The sequence below is a fragment of the Vibrio sp. V31_P5A7T61 genome (genome assembly GCF_009904895.1).
Lineage (GTDB): Bacteria > Pseudomonadota > Gammaproteobacteria > Enterobacterales > Vibrionaceae > Vibrio > Vibrio metschnikovii.
Genome location: NZ_WXWI01000007.1, coordinates 1 through 21158 on the forward strand (window position 1 = coordinate 1; position 21158 = coordinate 21158).

Here is a 21158-nt window from a genome sequence, read left to right on the forward strand (position 1 = left end):
GCATTAAAGCTGAAAAACATAATTAATAATAAATGTTAAATAGTTTAACATTACGCCAATAATTAGAACTTAAATCTAAATTAAAGGCAATTTCCAGATTAGTAGACCAAAACTAAGAAAATAAAAAGGCTTAAAAACCAAAATGCATCTTGAACATCTTAAGTGTATGAAGGTTCAGTTTTTTTTTGTGAGCAAGATCTAGAATTGATTTAAAAGCAGGCAATTATCGAGCTTATGGCTCCAAAATTTTCGATTTCATCCGACAAAATTCCCCACCGCTCATCTAAAAAGCTGTGTTACTATCCGGCTCCTGCTACTTAGGTCCCTTTATGTTAACCACAAAAATTCAACAATCGATTCGTACCAGTTACCAAAATCTGCACCATCAGTTGGATAATTTTATCCCTCGTCGTGCACAAAATTTTCTGGTCGCAGAAATTGCTAAAACTCTCTGTGGTCAATATCACGCTTCAACCCGCATGATCGTTGCAGAAGCAGGAACCGGGATTGGTAAATCACTCGCTTATCTAATGGCCGTCATACCCGTTGCACTGCTTAATCAACGTAAGGTGGTGATATCCACCGCAACCGTGGCTTTGCAAGAACAGCTAATGCACAAAGATTTGCCGCTGTATCGCCGTATCACCGATCAAAACTTTTCTTTACTGATCGCCAAGGGCAGACAGCGTTATTGCTGTACTGAAAAATTAGCGGCAGCTTGTGGTAACGATGACAACCAGTTAGCGATGTTTGAAACCAAACCTGCAGCAAAAGAGATTGAACAATTACAAACGCTTTATCTACAGCTAAAAAACGGTCAGTGGGATGGCGATAGAGACAGTTGGCCAAGTCCTATCTCTGATTTGGTGTGGTCAACCATTGTCAGTGATAAACACAGTTGTAATGGTAGCTTCGCCGCTCATCGAGATTGCCCTTTTCAAAAAGCTCGATCAGCAATGGATAAAGCCGATGTCATTATTGCCAATCACAGCTTGGTGATGGCCGACGCCGACTTAGGTGGAGGCGTAATTCTTCCTGAACCTGAAAATACCATTTATGTGTTTGACGAAGCGCACCATCTGCCTCATGTGGCCCGTGAACATGCCTCAGCCTCAGCCAGTATGAAAGGCAGCGTTAGTTGGTTAGAAAAGCTCAATCAAGCGCTCGCGCGCGCAATATCGCTAGCGGATGCCAAACGAGTCGCACGCTTTGAAAATGAAGCGCGTAACGCCTTACAACAACTGATCCCGCACCTCAATCAACTACCAAATCAGTTTGATTCCAGCGCTTTTGAAGAGAATGTGCTGCGTTTTGAACATGGTGAGCTGCCTAACTGGCTTGAAGAACAAGCTAAAGAGCTTAAGCTGCATTCTCAAAAAGCCAACCAAGCCGTGAGCAAAATTACCGATTTAATCGCCGAACGTGTCAAAGACGGTGAACTGGCCAACCGTTTAGCTGAGCCTGTTCTCGCCGAATTAGGTTTTTTCTTACAACGTTTAGAAAAACTCGCCCAAGTTTGGCAATTAATGGCTGAGCCTAAACGAGAAAAAGGAGCCCCACTCGCACGCTGGTTAGCAATCCATAGCGAACGAGAAGGCGACTATATTGTTAATGTCTCTCCTCTTGAAATTGGTTGGCAGTTGGATCAACAAATTTGGAGTCGCTGTGTGGGGGCGATTTTGGTCTCTGCGACGATGCGAGCCTTAAATTCATTCAGTTTCTTTTGTCGTCAGGCTGGGATCAGTGAAAAACCAGAAGATGGCGTACGATTTTTAGCCTTATCCTCTCCGTTTGATTATCAAAACCAAGCCAAGCTATTGATCCCTAAGATGGATTATGAGCCGCAAGCGGCACAATATACCGATCATCTCGTCGAAAAGATTCATCAGTACATTGTCCCCAATCAAGCCAATTTGGTCCTGTTTGCTTCTTACTGGCAAATGAAAGAAGTTGAGCAAAAAATCAGCAAAAAATTTCTAAAAAAAGCTTGGGATTGGCAAATGCAAGGTACAACATCCAGAACTGAGCTGCTCAATAAACATAAAATGCTCGTGCAATGCGGCAAAACAAGCATCCTTTTTGGTACTGGTAGCTTTTCAGAAGGGCTCGATCTTCCGGGGGAACTTTTACAAAACGTCATCATAACCAAAATTCCTTTTGCTGTGCCTAGCTCCCCCGTTGAACAAGCCCATGCTGAATATATTCAGCAACGCGGTGGTAATCCCTTCTTGCAAATTAGTGTCCCTGAGGCGAGTAAAAAATTAATTCAAGCGGTAGGGCGATTATTGCGTAAAGAAAGTGATTCTGGCCGAGTAGTGCTGCTTGACCGACGTATCGTCTCTAAACGCTACGGTAAAGCTCTTTTGGATGCGCTTCCCCCTTTTCAACGAATTATTGAATAATCATGGTGAAAACGTTATTCCCCGCTCGCTCTAAACGATTGACTCACAGTAAACCTATCACTAACGATGACCGGTTCGGATCGGCGACTAAACGGCTGCAATGCTTAATGCGTCACGCCGAGCTTATCGACACGCAATATCGTCATCACACTAGGCGCTGGTTTGATAATCAATTGTTCAAAAAAAATGTCTTCTCATTAAAGTCGTGTGCGCATGAAGCGGAACAGACGCTCTCTCAATTACACCACATTTGCCATGCCTCCAGCCCCTGTCTGGTGCAAGTCGAACACCTAAGCGATCGTTTATGTGCTCAATTAGAGGCGTTGCAACGCGTGGTGGACGAATGGGAGAATAGTTTGCAACGCGATGGGCTAGATAGCGAACATCCTACTTTAGCTAAGGATATGAGTGAATCTCAATTAGCCGAACAGTTAATCCAGCATCAACGATGGGAGCAGCGTCTATTGACGTTAGTGCTTAACCGACAATATCAACTTGAACAAACCTCAGCACGCTACTATCCACAGGCACAACAGGCGCTATTTTTAGCCAAACAGCGTCTTAACCGTTGCCAACAAGCGAAAGCGATCATTGAAGCACAACTGATTAACCTGCAGAATAACGGCTCACAATAGAACGATGAGAACGAGATATGTCCCCTCTCCCAACTTTAGATGATGCGCCCGATGAAATTAAGTTGGCCGTCGATCTTATCTATGTTCTCGAATCGAATCAGGTGGATCCACGTACTGCCTTACTCGCTCTCGATTACGTAAAACGCGACCTTGAAAGCAAATTAAAGGAAGATAAATGAAAATTGTCAGTTTTAATATCAATGGATTACGAGCAAGACTGCATCAGCTGCAAGCCCTAATTGATAAACATCAACCCGATATTATCGGCTTGCAAGAAATCAAAGTGCACGATGAAGCATTTCCTGTCCAAGCGGTGGAAGCGATGGGTTATCACGTCTATTTTCACGGCCAGAAAGCCCATTACGGCGTGGCATTGCTATGTAAAAAAGCGCCACTGGAAGTGCAAAAAGGCTTTCCAACGGATAATGACGACCACCAGAAACGAATGATTATCGGCACCTTTCTTGATGAGAATGGCGATAAAGTAACGGTATTGAACGGTTATTTCCCACAAGGAGATAATATTCATCACGAAACCAAGTTCCCTTATAAGCGTCAATTTTATCAAGATTTAATGAATTATCTCACCGACTATCACACACCAGATGAAGCGATCATTGTGATGGGTGACATTAACATCAGCCCTATCGATTTAGACATTGGTATTGGTGAAGTGAACCGTCAACGTTGGCTAAAAACAGGGAAATGCTCTTTCCAACCGGAAGAGCGTCAATGGCTACAACGCTTACTGGATTGGGGATTAGAAGATACTTTCCGTAAACTTCATCCCAGCGTTGAAGATAAATTTTCGTGGTTTGATTACCGCTCTAGAGGATTTGATGATAACCGTGGCCTGCGTATTGATACCATTCTCGCGACACCTTCACTCGCTATAGACTGCGTTGAATCCGATATTGATTACCCACTGCGAGCGATTGAAAAGCCCTCTGATCATGCGCCGATTTGGGCAGTATTTAAGCGTAATTAATCATTTACTCGGTGATTTGCTATTAGCTATTAACAGTCACCGAGTACATTCCCCTCTGGACAGTAGAGCATCTGATCAAGGAAAAGCCTATATCAACATTTATTTAGTGCTAACTGATCGGCCTTAAATAAGCCAAGAAACGTTTTTCGGCAAGCTTGAAGCACCATAGAATCAAAAATGTCAGCAATAAATAAAACAGTCCAGCGACTAAAAACGCTTCAAAAGGCGCATAGTAACGAGAGCTGACTAAACGAGCCGTCCCCGTAAGATCAAGTATCGTCACAATACCGGCCACTGCGCTGCCGTGCAGCATAAAAATGACTTCATTACTGTATGCTGGCAACGCTCGACGTAATGCGCTGGGTAAAACAATCCGCCGATAGGTCAACCATGGACTCATGCCATAAGCTTTTGCCGCTTCAATTTCCCCTTTCGATAGACCATTAATCGCGCCACGGATAATCTCTGCGGTATAAGCAGAAGTGTTTAAAATAAAGGCCACCAAAGCACAGAACCAAGCATGTTCCCACCAGGTATCCTTCACTGGGAAGAATTGATCCATACCGTAATAGATCAAATACAGCTGCACTAACAGTGGAGTGCCACGAAAGAAATAGATATAACACCAAGCGGGCATCCATATCACCCACAGTGAGCTATTACGAGCAATCGCCAAGGGAATAGCCACAGCTAAGCCGATTACTAAAGATAACCCCATCAACCAAACGGTGGTCCATAAGCCAGAAAAATACAGAGGTAAGCTTTGTAAAATGACTGAAAAATCCATCGCTACCTCGTTTGAATAGTAAATTTACGCTCAACCCACTTCAGTAATCCGGTGGAAACGCTGGTGAAAAATAGGAAAATCAAGGCAACAGATAAATAGAAAGTAAAAGGCATTTGCGTTGAACCGGCGGCTAATGAACTGACTCGAACCATGTCTTCTAAACCAATAATCGAGACCAATGCAGTGGTTTTTAACAACACTAACCAGTTATTACCAAAACCAGGCAGTGCGTGTCGCACCATCTGTGGTAACAGAATTCGGCGAAAAGTGAGCAACCCGCTCATACCATAGGCTTTAGCCGCTTCTAGCTGACCTTTATCAACCGCCATCATCGCGCCGCGAAAAGTCTCTGCCATGTAAGCTCCAAAGATAAATCCTATCGTCAACACTCCTGCAATAAATGGGCTGACATTGATATAGTCCGGTAGGTAAGAGACCCACTGATGATCGGGATTGCGTGATAATAAGAGTGAATTAAGCCATTCATTGATGGCAAATAAACTGTTATTTAATAAGATTTGCCCACCAAAGAAAATCAGCATCATTAAGACTAAATCGGGGATACCTCTGACTACCGTGGTGTACAACGTGGCAATACTTCTTGCAAAACGGTATGGCGCTAACTTAGCTAATGCACCGAGCATGCCCAGTATCATCGCTAATAACAGTGACCATAATGCCACTTGAATCGTCAGCCACGCACCTTGCAAAATAGCCGTTTCATATCCTTGAAGATCGAGCATTTACGCCTTCCTTGCTCAAAATATGGGGGCGAATTCACCCCCAATTACGTAGGTTTTCGTGGTTACTCACCATACACATCATAACTAAAGTATTGTGCCGCGATTTGTTGATAAATGCCTTTTTCTCGCAGCGACGCTATCGCACGGTTAAGTTGTTCGGTTAGGGCTTTATCTTGTTTACGAACTGCAATCCCCATCCCTTCTCCAAACCATTTAGGATCGGTTAATGAAGGTCCGACAAACTCATAACCGTCGCCTCCTGGTCGATTAAGCATCCCTTCTTCTAGCGCAGAGGCATCACCCAATACCGCTGCGATTCGCCCATTCGCTAAATCAAGATACGCATCATCAAATGATCCATATCGAACGATATTGACTGAACGACCATAGTTATCGGTTAGGTATTTATCATGCGTGGTGGCTCGTTGGACACCGATACGTACCCCTTTTAGGCCTTCTGGCGTAAAATCAAGATTAGCGTCCTTTTTAGCAATGAAACGATTCGGGATTTGTGCGTATTTCTTTGTAAAATCAACACGTTTTTTACGCTCTTCAGTAATGGACATCGCCGCAATAATGGCATCGTAACGACGAGCTAATAGTGACGGAATGATGCCATCCCAATCTTGTGGAATAATCACGCATTCCACTTGCATTTCAGCACAAAGCGCATTAGCCATGTCCACATCAAACCCACGCAGTGAACCATCCGCCTCTGTCCAACTAAAAGGAGGATAAGCGCCTTCAATGCCAAAACGCACCGTTTTCCATTCTTTCGCTTGCGCAATACCCGACAATGCTGAGGCTGCTATCGCTACGATTAATAACCACTTTTTCATTTCCCTACTCCTGTGATGGTATGGTTGCCCTGCTCTTTTTCTCCTCAAGGAGGATTAAGAAACAGTGACGATATAACACGTTGAAATCCCTATCTGAGTTACCGTTAAAACCAAGGGGTTAACCAAGGTAGCGCGATACCCTCAGCGTTTAATAAATCGATGAGATAAATTGCTTTAACCGAGGAGAGTTTGGCTGAGTAAACAATTGGCGAGGATCGCCTTGCTCTTCAACCACACCTTGATGCAAAAACAGCACATGATTAGAAACATCTCGCGCAAAGGCCATTTCATGGGTGACAACCAACATGGTTCTGCCTTCTTGCGCTAAATCTTTCATCACCCCAAGCACTTCGCCGACAAGCTCCGGATCCAATGCCGATGTGGGTTCATCAAACAGTAATACTTCTGGTTCAACGGCTAAAGCTCGAGCAATCGCTGCGCGTTGCTGCTGACCGCCAGATAAATGACCGGGGTAATAATCACGGCGTTCATATAACCCGACTTTTTTGAGCAGTTTTTCTGCGCTCGCGATGGCTTGATCTTTACCGAATCCCAGAACATGAATGGGAGCTTCAATCACATTTTCTAATACCGTCATATGTGACCAGAGATTAAAGCCTTGAAACACCATGGCAAGGCGCGAACGAATTCGTTGCACTTGCTTTTCACTAACGGGTAATGATGCGCCTTGTCGGTTAGTTTTCATTTGGATTAATTCATTGTTCACCCAAATTTCACCGGAAGTCGGTATTTCCAGAAGATTGATACAGCGTAGAAAGGTACTTTTTCCTGATCCCGATGAGCCAATAATCGAGATCACATCCCCTTTGTGAGCTTGTAATGAAATGCCTTTTAACACCTCATTTTGTCCAAAGGCTTTGTGGAGATTTTTTATATCCAGCGCGGGTACATCATTCATGCGCTTTCGCTCCCTATCATGAATCAACACTGAGCAATCCTGCTCATTTTTGGTACAAACTAGCATTCAAATTGCGAGCACGCAACAAATTGTTAACTATAGGTAATTTGGATTTTTATTTTATTTATATGCATTTAAAGTCAAATAAAGCCATTAAAAAATCACATTGGGGAATAAAAAACCACCAGCGGTGAAAATCACCCATCTGGATAAGTGTGTTTTTTGTTAACAGAGACCGCTTTTTTGTGTCCTGAGTCCCTCTTTGTTAACAGGTTTCATTTAATGATAAGCGCATTTTCAATACTATTTCTCAACCCACAGGCCGTATCGAAGCATCACACCCATGATTTTAAGCTATGTTGCAAATTCTATTTTGTGTAAAAACATTTCAAACAAGTAGGCACTATGTGGCTGATTTTTGGGATTTTATGTAGTTTTATTTCATATAATATCTTAAAGTGATCAAGATCAATCATCCTAGTCGATTAGCACGTTAAACTCGCCAACAAATAAAAAGATTAATAATGCTCTATAGTCATAATGTTAGTTAACACAATGGCATAACAAAACTAACGTTATCACTACGCAAATAATCGCTTTCCCAATCGCCAGTTACATTGAATTCAACCAGAATTATTAACTTTATTAATATGAGGAATCTATGTCAGACGTCATCAATCAAGAGCGTTCAGACATCGAGACGAAGAGTTATCAAGAACTGCATCGTCCATCATCTGAGTTTGCTAGCCGCTCCGATTATCTAGACCATGAACTGCAAATCATGAAGCCTCGTCGCTTCGCGTTGAACCTTCCTGGTCGTGACTTCCGCTTTGAATGGGAAGATTTGGTCCCAGCTCTCGCTGGAACCATTGGTATTATTGCCATGTACTCTGCGGTAATGATGTCTTGGGCCGAAGGATTAACCGCCGCTTGGGATCATATCGAACTGGGTAAAGAGTTTGCGATTGAGGTCGCTCGGGTTGAAATGCTGATCCCCGCGCTTTTGTTCTGTATTCTTTCTTCTGGATTTTTTAATCCGCGCGCTAACCTTGCTGGCAACCACGGACCAATGATCCCCCTCATTGCTACCATCGCCCTAGCAGGTGCTCACCCACTTGCTTTAGCCATTTTATTGGGGGTATTTGGTCTATTACTCAGCTACTTTAAAGGTGGCTCTAAGCTGGTCAACCTGACATCGGAAGGCACCGCTGGCGGACTATTAATATTCCTCGGTTTTACCGGTGCGATGAGTCAAATTGGCTCCATTCAGACCTGGGCAACCGGTTTGGAATCTGCGACTATCGAAGCGGGTAGCCTTGGTTATATCGGTTTAATCGTATTGGGCATTAACATTGTTATCTATGCACTTTTAGCTAAATACGGTAAACGCTGGTTAGCCATTCCTATCTGTGCTTTTTCTGGTTTACTGATTGCTTTGGCACTTGGTGCTGGCTTTGATTTAACCTTTCAAACTGAAATGGGGCTACCAAATTTAAGTCCAGTTTACTGGTGGGGCTCAACCGAACAAGGTTGGATGCTTGGTTTACCTAACTTAGAGCACTTTATTGCTTCGCTACCTTTCGCCATCCTTGCTGTGGCAATGTGGTCACCGGACTTCTTAGGCCATCGAATTTTCCAAGAGCTTAACTATCCGCGTAAAACAGAAAAAGTCTTGATGGATGTGGATGACACGATGACCATGTGCTCGGTTCGTCAAATGGTCGGTACAGCCGTTGGTGGTGGTAACATTACATCGTCTTGGGGAACCTATATGATCCCGGCAGCCATCGCGAAACGTCCGATCCCAGCAGGCGCGATTTTATTGGGTTCATTGTGTATTATCGTCGCGATTCTTGGCTTCCCAATGGATGTTGCGGTATGGCCACCCGTTATGCGTATTGCACTATTAGTCGGCGTGTTTCTTCCACTACTAGAAGCAGGCATGCAAATGGTCAGAAATACCAAAGATGCACAGGCAGCGGGGATCTGTATCTTTGGTTCTGCGGTCGTCAATCCAGTATTGGCTTGGGCATTAACCATGTTTTTGGATAATAATGGTTTCATCGGTGATAAAGAACGCGCCTCACGCTTATCTTTCATCGATAAAATTATCATTCCTTGTGGGGTATTAATTATCTGTTTAGTCGCTATGCTAGCAGTCGGTATGCTTGAGAGCCAATACGGTCTTAAGGCATGGCTACATTAAGCAAGATACCAAAATTGAGTCTACAATGATTCACAAGTCTTGGTAGTACCTTGGGTAGTGTTTAAACACTACCCAAACTTTATCTGAATTTTTGAAGTTTTATTGATTTAGTTTAAGGTTTGCAATTTTTTTTTAGCTTACATTGGTTATTAAAGGGAACGAGTAATCCTATTTATACTCAAACAGATGAGTATATCGGTTTAACGATAAATAAGGTTATTCATAGAGTGTACTGCCTCTTGTGTGACACAAGATAGCTGGCTCAACGGCGAAACAGTACGTGTTTTTTCTACTATATAAAGGTAGGTATGTCATGGCAGAGCAATTTGCTAAAGCTTGGGAAGGTTTTGCTGCAGGTAACTGGCAAAATGAAGTTAACGTTCGTGATTTTATTCAAAAGAACTACACACCGTATGAAGGTGATGAATCTTTCCTAGTTTCTGAAGGTACTGAAGCAACCAATAAGCTTTGGGCACAAGTAATGGAAGGCATTAAACAGGAAAACGCAACTCATGCGCCTGTTGATTTTGACACTTCTGTTATCTCTACCATCACTGCTCACGATGCAGGTTACATTAACAAAGATCTAGAGACTATCGTTGGTCTTCAAACTGAGAAACCTCTTAAGCGTGCGCTGATCCCTAACGGTGGTATCCGTATGGTTGAAAGCTCATGCAAAGCCTACGATCGTGAGCTTGATCCTCAAGTTAAAAAAATCTATACCGAATACCGCAAAACGCACAATGCTGGCGTGTTCGATATTTACACTCCAGAAATCTTAGCCTGCCGTAAATCAGGGGTATTGACGGGTCTTCCTGATGCTTATGGCCGTGGTCGTATTATCGGTGACTATCGCCGCGTTGCGTTGTACGGTATTGACTTCTTAATGCAAGATAAACTGGCTCAGTTCACTTCGCTGCAAGAGAAATTTGAAAACGGCGAAGATCTGCATATGACCATGCAACTTCGTGAAGAAATTGCAGAGCAACACCGCGCGCTTGGCCAGATGAAAAAAATGGCAGCAAAATATGGTTTCGATATCTCTCGCCCAGCAGAGACCGCGCAAGAAGCCATTCAGTGGACTTACTTCGGCTACCTTGCCGCTGTTAAATCTCAAAACGGCGCAGCGATGTCTCTAGGTCGTACCTCTACGTTCCTTGACGTCTATATCGAACGCGATATGAAAGCAGGTAAAATCACTGAAGCTCAAGCTCAAGAGATGATTGACCATTTCGTGATGAAACTACGTATGGTTCGCTTCCTTCGTACCCCTGAATACGATGAACTCTTCTCTGGCGACCCAATTTGGGCAACCGAATCTATGGGTGGTATGGGTCTTGACGGCCGTACGCTAGTCACTCGTACTAACTTCCGTTTCCTAAACAGCCTATACACTATGGGACCATCTCCAGAGCCAAACATCACTGTGCTTTGGTCTGAAAAACTGCCTGATGGTTTCAAACGTTTCTGCGCCAAAGTATCGATCGATACTTCATCGATTCAGTACGAAAACGATGACTTGATGCGCCCAGACATGGACTCTGATGATTACGCAATCGCTTGTTGTGTATCGCCAATGATCGTCGGTAAACAAATGCAATTCTTTGGTGCTCGCGCTAACTTAGCGAAAACCATGCTTTACACCATTAACGGTGGTGTCGATGAGAAACTGAAAATCCAAGTCGGTCCTAAAATGGACAAGATCACTGGTGAGTATCTTGACTATGATGAGCTATGGGACAAGATGGACCACTTCATGGATTGGTTAGCTAAACAATATGTCACCTCATTGAACGCTATCCACTACATGCACGATAAGTACAGCTATGAAGCGGCACTTATGGCGCTGCATGACCGCGATGTACGCCGTACTATGGCTTGTGGTATTGCTGGTCTATCTGTTGCTGCCGACTCATTGTCTGCCGTGAAATACGCGAAAGTGAAACCGATTCGTGATGAAGATGGTATTGCTATCGACTTCGAAATCGAGGGTGACTATCCTAAATTTGGTAACAATGACTCACGCGTTGATGATATTGCTTGCGAACTCGTTTCTGTGTTTATGAACAAAATTCGTAAACTAAAAACTTACCGTGATGCGATTCCGACTCAGTCTATCTTAACCATCACCTCTAACGTGGTTTATGGTAAGAAAACGGGTAACACACCTGATGGTCGTCGTGCTGGCGCGCCATTCGCTCCAGGTGCTAACCCAATGCACGGCCGTGATGAAAAAGGGGCGGTAGCTTCATTAACTTCGGTTGGTAAACTGCCATTTGCTGATGCAAAAGATGGGATTTCTTATACTTTCTCTATCGTGCCAAATGCACTAGGTAAAGATCAGGATTCACAACGTGCCAACCTCGCTGGTTTGATGGATGGTTACTTCCATCACGAATCAGGCATTGAAGGCGGTCAGCATTTGAACGTTAACGTGCTTAACCGTGACACGTTACTTGATGCGGTTAAACACCCAGAGAAATACCCACAGTTGACTATTCGTGTGTCTGGCTATGCGGTACGTTTTAACTCGTTAACGACAGAGCAACAGCAAGACGTTATCGCGCGTACGTTTACTGAATCACTGTAAGTTATTCGGACAATCGATCGATATTAATCAAAAACCTCGCTCTCTGAGCGAGGTTTTCTTTTGCATGGCATAAATCGTTGCAATATCACATCATCTATCGCTACATAAAAAAATCTGCTTACCTACTGAAAAATAAGCGTTACACTAGGGTCTAATGGATCTGAATGATAGGCATGCCCATCTCTGACCTACTCTTGTATTTACTACGGACAACGAAAAACGTATGGCTTTAACATTATTACGTGTACTCCCGCTGATTCTTTTTGCTCCATTTGTGTGGTCATCCACCCAATCGACCCTTTCCCTCAAAGTCGATAATGACGGTGTTTATGGCATGGATAGGGAATACACCAGTGGGCTTTTTCTTTCCTATACCTCAAGACCGATTACCCCCTATTGGTTTGCCAAGCCATTCAGTCTTTCACTCTGGGGAGCCTCAAGTATCGATAAATGGGAGGTGATGATTGGTCATAAAATGTGGACGCCTTCTGATATTGAGCAATATACCCCTGCCCCGAATGAACGTCCTTATGCGGGATTTTTACACAGCGAGTTTAATTACATCAGTTTACATCCCCAGCAAGCACAACGATTTAATCTCACGATAGGTACCACTGGAGATAGCGCGTTATCCGAACAAGCGCAAAAAATCGTTCACAGCATCACTAAGTCTGGCGATCCTAACGGCTGGGATTACCAAATAGACGATAAAATCGCCGGTAGTATTGGTTATCTTAGTCACTTCAATCTCTATCGCACCGCCTACGATCCGCACTATGCTTGGGAACTCTCCGCCATTGGCGAAGTGAACGTTGGTAATTTTCGCAGCGATATTTCCTCAGGTATGATGCTGCGCTGGGGGACTGATTTAGCGGCTAACTTTGGCAGTGCGCAAATTGATAGTGAAACTCCTTTTCGCGCAGGGATGATCGGGGCTTCGCGCTCCGCGTGGTTCGTTTTCGCAGGCCTCGAAGCACGTTATCGATTTAATGATTTAACCATTGAAGGAGATAGGCCATTAGATGGATTACCTCTACAGCCCAGTGCCTATCAGGTGACGCTAGAACCTTTGCAAGCGACCGCGGTACTTGGCGTGGTATGGTATGGACCTCATGTCGGCGCAAGTTTTACTTTAACCACCAGTAATGCTGAGTATAAAGAAAGTAAACACCGCACCCACGGCACTGGAGCACTGTCTTTATTTGCCTTTTTCTAAATTAAGATAGTCACTCTCACTGATTGAGGATTAAGCTTCACCTTACTGATCTTAATCCTCTTTGGTACTTTAACACCCCGTCCTCAGTACAAAACTCATCCAACAACACTTAACTTACCCGAAGAAATCCTATTTAAACCCTACCTTTTGTAATAAAATAGTCGGTAAATTCAGCAAATGAGAGCAACTTATGTCTACTACTGGTCGTATCCATTCATTTGAGTCTTGCGGTACAGTTGATGGCCCCGGTATTCGATTTATCCTCTTTCTGCAAGGTTGCTTATTTCGTTGTAAGTATTGCCATAACCGAGATACATGGGATACCCATTCAGGTAAAGAAGTCTCTGTTGAAGAGATCATCAAAGAAGCGAAATCTTATCGACATTTTATGAACGCTTCAGGCGGCGGGATCACCTGCTCCGGTGGTGAATCGATGCTCCAACCTGAATTTGTACGAGATGTCTTTCGCGCGGCTAAAGCCGAAGGGATCCACACTTGCCTTGATACCAACGGTTATATCCGTAAATACACCCCGGTGATTGATGAAGTCTTGGACGTCACTGATTTAGTGCTACTGGATATTAAACAAATCAAAGATGATGTTCATCAAGACTTAATCGGGGTATCCAATAAACGTACGTTAGATTTTGCACGCTATCTACACACGATTGGCAAAGCAACTTGGCTACGTTATGTGGTCGTTCCGGGTTATACAGATGATGAAGAATCGGCCCATCTACTCGGACAATTTATTCAAGATATGGATAATATTGAAAAAATTGAGTTATTGCCTTACCACAAGTTAGGCGCTCATAAATGGGAAGCGATGGGAGAAACTTATCCTTTAGAGGGCGTTAATCCGCCCAGTAAAGAAACCATGGATAAGATTGTTGATGTGCTAATGCAATATCATCACAACGTAAAATACTAAGCTTCCCTTCTGCAAATCCAACACCAGCACATGGCTGGTGTTTTGCTTTTGATTGACTCATTCACCTATCAGCTATAACACCCAGAAGCTAACGACACAGAAATAAACGTGCTAGAATTGTCGATAATTTACTCGGTTAAGATTAAATCTGTGTTGAGATCATGTTTCACAATCACCCATTGCTGTTAACCTAATCTTAAGCAAATTTATACCCAAAATACTTGGCAGTTCAGGTAGGAAGGGGATACCAACATCGATTACAGTGAGGTCAATAATGGAAATGACTAATGCACAACGTCTGATCCTATCTAATCAATACGTTTTAATGTCCCAGCTTGATCCGGCCAACGCCGAACAATATAAACGGCTACAAACGATTATTGAACGGGGTTATGAATTACAAATGACTGAGCTCAATAAAGAATTTGGGGCAATTTCTGAAGCGCAATGCCGAGAAGTGATCGATGTCATGGAAATGTATCATGCCATGCAAGAGTCATACAAAATGCTCGATAGCAAATTGAGTAGTGACGTTGATGCTCGTCGCTTGAATTTTCTTGGTTATGATAGTGCCTCTGAAGCTCAACTGGTCAACTACGTGCGTTTTCTAATCAATACTGAAGGTTTGTATCCTCAATTTGAACGTGGTGAGCACCACTTCAACAGCCAAGTGGCTATGGGTGAAAAATACCGACGCATGTTAACCACATGGCGAAATTGCCCAAGGCAATATCACTTATCAGCCAACGAACTCAACAAAATTATTAACGCTTAGTCCTGATACAAAAATAGAGAGGGTTTGTAAGCTCTCTCTATATCAATATATTAATCCTTGTATACCAATCCTTATTACTGTCCATTACATCATACCTTTCGATGCTGATATAATTTGAGATAACATCATTTTAAGCACAGCAAAAACTCACTCTACGATTAAAATAGGTAAACCACACCAAGGGTGCCCACGGTTGATGAATCACGGCCAATCACAGGGCTGGAAGAAATATCACTATCGAGATTGGTATAACGAAGACCGCCTGATATTCTAACATGCTGAGAAACCGACCAATAAGCCATCGCGCCAATAAAGTACTGCCCACTCCAACCAGCGTTGTATTGTTCTAAGCCACTACTCAGCGACTCTTGAGCTGACACACCATAAAAATGGTTATTGAGCTTATCAGAATTATAAGCATAACCCACCGAAGGCGTGATGCCCCAACGTTCAAAACGCAATGGGAAACGCCAAGCCACTTCTGCATAAACACCATCATGTCGCCCTGCGATATCCGAGCCAATCGTTGCTTCCCATAAACCCACTACCGTACGATGTTGATAGCTCGCCCCTCCTAAAATCGTTGACTTACGTTTATTGAGCTGGCGTATCTGTGGATCATCAGAATCATTAGGCTGTAATGTGCGAGGATCATAAGCCAACCGCAAGATTAGGTTTTGCTGAGAACGAATCGGCAACAGGCGATATCCCGCATCAAAACCACGAAAAAAGAGATGCTCGCCTTCATAACCAATGATGGGGATCACGGTACGGTTGGAGGGCGTATCTTTATAAACGGCAGGCGAATAGGCGGCAGCGACACCCACTGACCATTGAGACATTTCAGCGTTAACATACCAAGGTGTAAATAGTATCGTTAACCCACTAATGGTTTTGACTATCGAATCTCTCATTCCTCACCTATTTTATCGATTATATTGCAAAGATAACCATCATAGAAGTTCCCCTTAAGAGAAACAATCTTTGTTGTTCAATCACTTCTTGCCACTTTGCTTTGTTAATAATCATAAGACTGATAGCAACAATTCATCAGCACAATACTTCTTAGCCAGAGACGTAATTTACGTCACGATTTGTAAATAAATACATAATCTTTAAGCAAAATCATCAATTGCGATCTAGGCTTAACGTATTAGGGATTTGTGTGTTTAAGCGGTTGTATGTCGAAGAGACATTTTTAGAGGGGAACTACCATGAGTATTTTTAACCACTTTCAGGCACGCTATGAAGCAGCCAAGGATGAAGAGATATCGATTCAAACGTTTTTGGATCTCTGTAAGGAAGACAAAAGCGCTTATGCTAACGCGGCAGAACGCTTATTGCTGGCAATTGGCCAACCTGAATTGGTCGATACTGGCAAAGATCCTCGTTTGAGTCGGCTCTTTTCTAACCGAGTCATTTCACGTTATAAACCGTTCCAAGACTTCTATGGCATGGAAGAAGCGATTGAACAAATTGTTTCTTATCTTAAGCATGCAGCGCAAGGCTTAGAAGAACGGAAACAGATTCTTTATCTACTCGGCCCTGTCGGTGGTGGTAAGTCATCGATTGCTGAAAAACTCAAAGCATTAATGCAGCAATGCCCGATCTACGTATTATCAGCGAATGGTCAGCGCAGCCCGGTCAATGACCACCCATTCTGCTTGTTTGATGTCAATGAAGATGGCGACTTGCTCAAGCAAGAATACGGGATTGAAAAGCGCTATTTGCGCTCCATCATGTCACCTTGGGCAGCAAAACGTCTGCATGAATTTGGTGGCGATATCACGAAGTTTAAAGTCGTTAAAGTCCGACCTTCTATCTTAGACCAAATTGCGATTGCCAAAACAGAGCCGGGCGATGAAAACAACCAAGATATCTCATCGCTGGTCGGTAAAGTGGATATCCGTAAGCTAGAGCACTACTCACAAGATGATCCCGATGCCTACAGCTACTCTGGGGCACTCTGTCGAGCCAACCAAGGCTTAATGGAGTTCGTCGAGATGTTTAAAGCACCGATCAAAGTGCTTCACCCACTGCTTACTGCGACTCAAGAAGGCAACTACAACGGTACCGAAGGGCTCTCCGCCCTACCCTTTGACGGCATGATCCTCGCTCACTCCAACGAATCAGAGTGGCAGACATTCCGCAATAATAAAAACAATGAAGCGTTTTTGGATCGAGTTTATATCGTGAAGGTGCCTTATTGCTTACGCGTCTCTGAAGAAGTTAAAATTTACGAAAAACTGCTTGAGCACAGTGAACTGACCAAAGCGCCACGTGCACCAAGTACACTTGAGTTACTGGCTCAATTTAGTGTGTTATCGCGACTAAAAGTGCCAGAAAACTCGTCCATTTTCTCTAAAATGCGCGTTTATGATGGTGAAACACTGAAAGATACTGATCCGAAAGCGAAAAGCTATCAAGAATACCGTGATTATGCTGGCGTTGATGAAGGCATGTCCGGTCTCTCGACTCGTTTTGCCTTTAAAATACTCTCACGAGTATTCAACTTTGACCAATCAGAAGTCGCTGCAAACCCCGTACACCTGTTTTATGTTATCGAACAACAGATTGAACGCGAGCAGTTCCCGCAAGAGGTTGCTGAGCGTTACCTAGAATTTGTCAAAGGCTATCTGGTTCCGCGTTATGTCGAGTTTATTGGCAAAGAAATTCAAACCGCTTATTTAGAATCTTATTCTGAATACGGTCAGAATATTTTCGACCGTTACGTCACTTATGCTGATTTCTGGATTCAAGATCAAGAGTATCGTGATCCAGAAACTGGCCAACTGTTTGATCGCTCAGCGCTTAACAGTGAGCTAGAGAAGATCGAAAAAACGGCAGGGATCAGCAATCCGAAAGATTTCCGTAACGAAATCGTTAACTTTGTACTTCGAGCTCGGGCTAACAATAGTGGTAAAAACCCAGTTTGGACGAGCTATGAAAAACTGCGCACGGTTATTGAGAAGAAAATGTTCTCCAATACTGAAGAATTACTGCCAGTTATCTCTTTCAATGCCAAAACCTCATCGGAAGATCAGAAAAAACACGACGATTTTGTCGCCCGCATGATGGAGAAAGGTTATACCGAGAAACAAGTTCGATTACTGTCTGAATGGTATTTACGCGTGCGTAAATCCTCTTAGCAAGCCCTTGGTTGCGACTCTGACCCAGAGATTCTGGGTCAGAAGCTAACTTGCCAAAGCGTATGAGTAGTTAGAACTCATCGAGTGACGTTTAGAGGGAGAATCTCATGGCGCAATTTATCGACAGAAGGTTGAACGGCAAGAACAAAAGCGCCGTTAATCGGCAGCGCTTCTTACGCCGTTATAAAGAACAAATTAAAGAGTCCGTTGCGGATGCGGTTAATCGCCGATCCATAACCAATACGGAGTCTGGAGAAGATGTGGCGATTCCTCATCGAGATATTAAAGAGCCCATTTTCCATCAAGGTAAAGGCGGCGTTCGCGAACGCGTTCACCCTGGTAATGATCAATACATACGTGGTGATAAAGTAGAACGGCCAAAAGGTGGTCAAGGTGGTGGTTCAGGCGAAGGGGATGCCAGTCAAGACGGTGAAGGCGAAGACGATTTTGTATTTCAAATATCCAAAGATGAATATTTGGATATCTTGTTTGAAGATTTAGCATTACCTAACCTGAAGAAAAATCAAGTCAACAAAATTAAAGAGTGGAAAACCCATCGCGCAGGCTTCCAAACTGCTGGCGTTCCCGCCAACATTGCGATTGTCCGCTCTTTACAACAATCGCTTGCCCGACGCACGGCGATGACATCAGGCAAGCGGCGCCTTATGCATGAGCTTGAGCAAGAGCTGGAAAATATTCGCAACTCTGAGCCAGCGCAACTACTCGAAGAGAGACGTTTAAAAGAAGAAATAGCTGAACTACGCCGGAAAATAGACAGTGTACCGTTTATCGATACGTTTGATTTACGTTTTAAAAATTACGAAAAACGCCCGATCCCTTCTAGCCAAGCGGTAATGTTTTGCTTAATGGATGTGTCAGGGTCGATGGATCAGCCCACTAAAGATATCGCAAAACGATTTTATGTCTTGCTCTATCTGTTTTTAACTCGCACCTATGAAAATGTTGAAGTGGTGTTTATTCGCCACCACACCCAAGCCAAAGAAGTGGACGAACACGAATTTTTCTATTCACAGGAAACTGGCGGAACGATTGTCTCTAGTGCATTAAAATTAATGCATGACATTATTCAACAACGTTACCCTCTCGGTGAGTGGAATATTTATGGCGCGCAAGCCTCGGATGGCGATAACTGGGCTGACGACTCGCCTCGCTGTAAAGAGTTACTGGCGAATAAACTCCTACCTGAATGCCAGTATTATGCTTACATCGAAATTACGCGTCGTTCTCATCAAACCTTATGGCATGAGTATGAAAAACTATCTGAAAGCTTTGATCACTTTGCTATGAAAAATATTCGTAGTGTGGACGATATTTTCCCTGTGTTTAGGGAGCTATTCCATAAGGAAACGGCATAAGGGGATAAGACTATGACAGTCAAAACAGCCACCACGCAAAAGCGTAAGAAAAAAAACAAACGTCTGGCTGATGGTCCAGATTGGACTTTTGATCTTTTGCATCAATACCACCAAGAAATCAAACGTGTTGCCGAGCATTATCGGTTAGATACCTACCCTAATCAGATTGAGGTGATCACTTCTGAGCAGATGATGGATGCCTACTCCAGTATTGGTATGCCGATCAATTATAACCATTGGTCATTTGGTAAAAAGTTTATTCATACTGAGAAAAACTATAAGCACGGTCAAATGGGGTTAGCCTATGAAATTGTGATTAATTCAGATCCCTGTATTGCTTACTTGATGGAAGAAAATACCGTCACTATGCAGGCTTTAGTAATGGCTCATGCCTGTTACGGACATAACTCTTTTTTTAAAGGCAACTATTTATTTCAAACCTGGACTGACGCCAGCTCTATTATCGATTATCTACTGTTTGCTAAAAACTACTTAGCTAAATGTGAAGAAAAATATGGAGTGACCGAAGTCGAGCAATTATTGGACTCATGCCATGCGTTAATGAACTACGGCGTCGATCGTTATAAGCGACCAGAAAAAATTTCGATTGCTGAAGAAAAAGCACGCCAAGAAGAACGCGAAGCTTATTTACAATCACAGGTGAATGCCTTGTGGCGAACCGTGCCTAAAAAAGCCAAGGAAGCCGAGTTACAACGACGTTTTCCTTCTGAACCACAAGAAAACATTTTGTATTTCATTGAAAAACATGCACCTCTTCTAGAGTCTTGGCAGCGTGAAGTCGTGCGTATCGTGCGTAAAATCAGCCAATATTTTTACCCACAAAAACAAACGCAAGTCATGAATGAAGGTTGGGCCACTTTCTGGCATTACACAATTCTGAATCATCTTTACGATGAAGGGTTACTGTCCGATAAATTTATGCTCGAATTTTTACATAGCCACAGTAGTGTGGTGATGCAGCCTGCGTATAACAGCCGTTACTACAGTGGTATTAACCCGTACGCGCTTGGGTTTGCGATGTTTCGAGACATAAAGCGCATTTGTGAAGAGCCAACGGATGAAGATAGACACTGGTTCCCTGAATTAGTCGATACCAATTGGCTGGATGCCGTACACTTCGCAATGCGCAACTTTAAAGACGAAAGCTTTATTAGCCAATATTTGTCACCAAAACTTATCCGTGATTTTAAATTGTTCGCCATTTCTGACGATGATCATAAAAACTTTATTGAAATCAGTGCGATTCATGATGAGTTGGGATATCGCCAAATTCGTGAAAAACTTGCGTCACAATATAACTTGAGCAATTTAGAACCCAACATTCAAGTTTACAATGTCGACGTTCGAGGTGATCGCTCATTGACACTGCAATATGTGCCTCACGATCGAATTCCACTCGATCCAAGCTACGATGAGGTGCTCAAACATATGCATCGTCTGTGGGGCTTTGAAGTGAAATTAGAAGAACGTAAAGATAACGGTAAACACGAGCTACTTGCCACTTGTCCAAAGAAAAACGATTAACATCACGCTTTACATAACGTTAAACAAAGTATCAATAAATAAGCCCCATCAACCGAT

At 43.2% G+C, this 21158-nt stretch carries 17 protein-coding genes; 12 read left to right on the top strand and 5 right to left on the bottom strand.

Going from position 1 to position 21158, the window contains the following annotated elements:
- Nucleotides 1–293 precede the first annotated feature (293 nt).
- The 4 genes from dinG to xthA are packed head-to-tail and all read left to right on the top strand — an operon-like array spanning nt 294 to nt 4025.
- On the top strand, nt 294–2402 hold the full coding sequence (gene dinG, locus CAG58_RS00395) for an ATP-dependent DNA helicase DinG (protein ID WP_337247253.1): 2109 nt from the start codon (nt 294–296) through the stop codon (nt 2400–2402).
- A gap of 2 nt (nt 2403–2404) precedes the next feature.
- Nucleotides 2405–3037: a primosomal replication protein PriC gene (gene priC / locus CAG58_RS00400; protein ID WP_158143722.1), complete on the top strand. Its 633-nt coding sequence runs from the start codon at nt 2405–2407 to the stop codon at nt 3035–3037.
- A gap of 17 nt (nt 3038–3054) precedes the next feature.
- The gene (rsmS, locus tag CAG58_RS00405; RefSeq protein ID WP_161425649.1) at nt 3055–3216 is read left to right on the top strand and encodes a pleiotropic regulatory protein RsmS; all 162 of its coding nucleotides are present in this window, start codon (nt 3055–3057) and stop codon (nt 3214–3216) included.
- A complete protein-coding gene (gene xthA, locus CAG58_RS00410) occupies nt 3213–4025 on the top strand; it encodes an exodeoxyribonuclease III (RefSeq protein ID WP_004394947.1) in 813 nt (270 codons plus the stop codon). Before rsmS ends, xthA begins: the two co-directional genes overlap by 4 nt.
- Nucleotides 4026–4134: 109 nt before the next feature.
- On the opposite strand, the gene CAG58_RS00415 is transcribed toward xthA, so the two are convergent.
- From CAG58_RS00415 to CAG58_RS00430, 4 genes are all read right to left on the bottom strand, one after another.
- The gene (locus CAG58_RS00415) at nt 4135–4812 is read right to left on the bottom strand and encodes an ABC transporter permease (protein WP_161425650.1); all 678 of its coding nucleotides are present in this window, start codon (nt 4810–4812) and stop codon (nt 4135–4137) included.
- Nucleotides 4813–4814: 2 nt separating this feature from the next.
- Nucleotides 4815–5555 carry an ABC transporter permease gene (locus CAG58_RS00420; RefSeq protein ID WP_161425651.1) on the bottom strand — a complete coding sequence of 247 codons (741 nt, stop codon included), beginning with the start codon at nt 5553–5555 and terminating at the stop codon, nt 4815–4817.
- Nucleotides 5556–5617: 62 nt separating this feature from the next.
- Nucleotides 5618–6394, bottom strand: a complete 777-nt coding sequence (locus CAG58_RS00425; RefSeq protein WP_004394944.1) for an ABC transporter substrate-binding protein — start codon at nt 6392–6394, stop codon at nt 5618–5620.
- A gap of 148 nt (nt 6395–6542) precedes the next feature.
- Complete coding sequence (locus CAG58_RS00430; protein WP_004394943.1) at nt 6543–7313, bottom strand: ABC transporter ATP-binding protein; 771 nt, start codon at nt 7311–7313, stop codon at nt 6543–6545.
- A gap of 661 nt (nt 7314–7974) precedes the next feature.
- Between CAG58_RS00430 and CAG58_RS00435 the strand changes: the two genes are divergently transcribed.
- The 5 genes from CAG58_RS00435 to CAG58_RS00455 all read left to right on the top strand — a co-directional run bounded on the left by CAG58_RS00435 (nt 7975) and on the right by CAG58_RS00455 (nt 15031).
- Complete coding sequence (locus CAG58_RS00435) at nt 7975–9519, top strand: DUF3360 family protein (RefSeq protein ID WP_158138622.1); 1545 nt, start codon at nt 7975–7977, stop codon at nt 9517–9519.
- 313 nt (nt 9520–9832) lie between these two features.
- Nucleotides 9833–12109: a formate C-acetyltransferase gene (gene pflB, locus CAG58_RS00440; protein ID WP_004394941.1), complete on the top strand. Its 2277-nt coding sequence runs from the start codon at nt 9833–9835 to the stop codon at nt 12107–12109.
- A gap of 223 nt (nt 12110–12332) precedes the next feature.
- The gene (locus CAG58_RS00445; RefSeq protein WP_004394940.1) at nt 12333–13325 is read left to right on the top strand and encodes a lipid A deacylase LpxR family protein; all 993 of its coding nucleotides are present in this window, start codon (nt 12333–12335) and stop codon (nt 13323–13325) included.
- Between the two features lie 190 nt (nt 13326–13515).
- Nucleotides 13516–14256 carry a pyruvate formate lyase 1-activating protein gene (pflA, locus tag CAG58_RS00450; RefSeq protein ID WP_158138624.1) on the top strand — a complete coding sequence of 247 codons (741 nt, stop codon included), beginning with the start codon at nt 13516–13518 and terminating at the stop codon, nt 14254–14256.
- Nucleotides 14257–14530: 274 nt separating this feature from the next.
- A complete protein-coding gene (locus tag CAG58_RS00455) occupies nt 14531–15031 on the top strand; it encodes a YfbU family protein (protein WP_004394938.1) in 501 nt (166 codons plus the stop codon).
- A 158-nt stretch (nt 15032–15189) separates the two neighbouring features.
- On the opposite strand, the gene CAG58_RS00460 is transcribed toward CAG58_RS00455, so the two are convergent.
- Nucleotides 15190–15945, bottom strand: coding sequence for a MipA/OmpV family protein (locus CAG58_RS00460; RefSeq protein ID WP_004394937.1), 756 nt, complete (start codon nt 15943–15945; stop codon nt 15190–15192).
- A gap of 300 nt (nt 15946–16245) precedes the next feature.
- Between CAG58_RS00460 and CAG58_RS00465 the strand changes: the two genes are divergently transcribed.
- The 3 genes from CAG58_RS00465 (at nt 16246) to CAG58_RS00475 (ending at nt 21101) form a co-directional block, all read left to right on the top strand.
- The gene (locus CAG58_RS00465) at nt 16246–18180 is read left to right on the top strand and encodes a PrkA family serine protein kinase (RefSeq protein WP_004394936.1); all 1935 of its coding nucleotides are present in this window, start codon (nt 16246–16248) and stop codon (nt 18178–18180) included.
- A 107-nt stretch (nt 18181–18287) separates the two neighbouring features.
- Nucleotides 18288–19556, top strand: coding sequence for a YeaH/YhbH family protein (locus tag CAG58_RS00470; RefSeq protein ID WP_040904203.1), 1269 nt, complete (start codon nt 18288–18290; stop codon nt 19554–19556).
- Between the two features lie 12 nt (nt 19557–19568).
- Nucleotides 19569–21101, top strand: coding sequence for a SpoVR family protein (locus CAG58_RS00475; protein ID WP_154167675.1), 1533 nt, complete (start codon nt 19569–19571; stop codon nt 21099–21101).
- The last annotated feature ends 57 nt before the right edge of the window (nt 21102–21158 follow it).

What these genes read in the sequence shown, in the direction of transcription:
- priC (WP_158143722.1), top strand. Translation starts at nt 2,405, where the DNA reads ATGGTGAAAACGTTATTCCCCGCTCGCTCTAAACGATTGACTCACAGT.
- rsmS (WP_161425649.1), top strand. Translation starts at nt 3,055, where the DNA reads ATGTCCCCTCTCCCAACTTTAGATGATGCGCCCGATGAAATTAAGTTG.
- xthA (WP_004394947.1), top strand. Translation starts at nt 3,213, where the DNA reads ATGAAAATTGTCAGTTTTAATATCAATGGATTACGAGCAAGACTGCAT.
- CAG58_RS00415 (WP_161425650.1), bottom strand. Translation starts at nt 4,812, where the DNA reads ATGGATTTTTCAGTCATTTTACAAAGCTTACCTCTGTATTTTTCTGGC.
- CAG58_RS00420 (WP_161425651.1), bottom strand. Translation starts at nt 5,555, where the DNA reads ATGCTCGATCTTCAAGGATATGAAACGGCTATTTTGCAAGGTGCGTGG.
- CAG58_RS00425 (WP_004394944.1), bottom strand. Translation starts at nt 6,394, where the DNA reads ATGAAAAAGTGGTTATTAATCGTAGCGATAGCAGCCTCAGCATTGTCG.
- CAG58_RS00430 (WP_004394943.1), bottom strand. Translation starts at nt 7,313, where the DNA reads ATGAATGATGTACCCGCGCTGGATATAAAAAATCTCCACAAAGCCTTT.
- CAG58_RS00435 (WP_158138622.1), top strand. Translation starts at nt 7,975, where the DNA reads ATGTCAGACGTCATCAATCAAGAGCGTTCAGACATCGAGACGAAGAGT.
- pflB (WP_004394941.1), top strand. Translation starts at nt 9,833, where the DNA reads ATGGCAGAGCAATTTGCTAAAGCTTGGGAAGGTTTTGCTGCAGGTAAC.
- CAG58_RS00445 (WP_004394940.1), top strand. Translation starts at nt 12,333, where the DNA reads ATGGCTTTAACATTATTACGTGTACTCCCGCTGATTCTTTTTGCTCCA.
- pflA (WP_158138624.1), top strand. Translation starts at nt 13,516, where the DNA reads ATGTCTACTACTGGTCGTATCCATTCATTTGAGTCTTGCGGTACAGTT.
- CAG58_RS00455 (WP_004394938.1), top strand. Translation starts at nt 14,531, where the DNA reads ATGGAAATGACTAATGCACAACGTCTGATCCTATCTAATCAATACGTT.
- CAG58_RS00460 (WP_004394937.1), bottom strand. Translation starts at nt 15,945, where the DNA reads ATGAGAGATTCGATAGTCAAAACCATTAGTGGGTTAACGATACTATTT.
- CAG58_RS00465 (WP_004394936.1), top strand. Translation starts at nt 16,246, where the DNA reads ATGAGTATTTTTAACCACTTTCAGGCACGCTATGAAGCAGCCAAGGAT.
- CAG58_RS00470 (WP_040904203.1), top strand. Translation starts at nt 18,288, where the DNA reads ATGGCGCAATTTATCGACAGAAGGTTGAACGGCAAGAACAAAAGCGCC.
- CAG58_RS00475 (WP_154167675.1), top strand. Translation starts at nt 19,569, where the DNA reads ATGACAGTCAAAACAGCCACCACGCAAAAGCGTAAGAAAAAAAACAAA.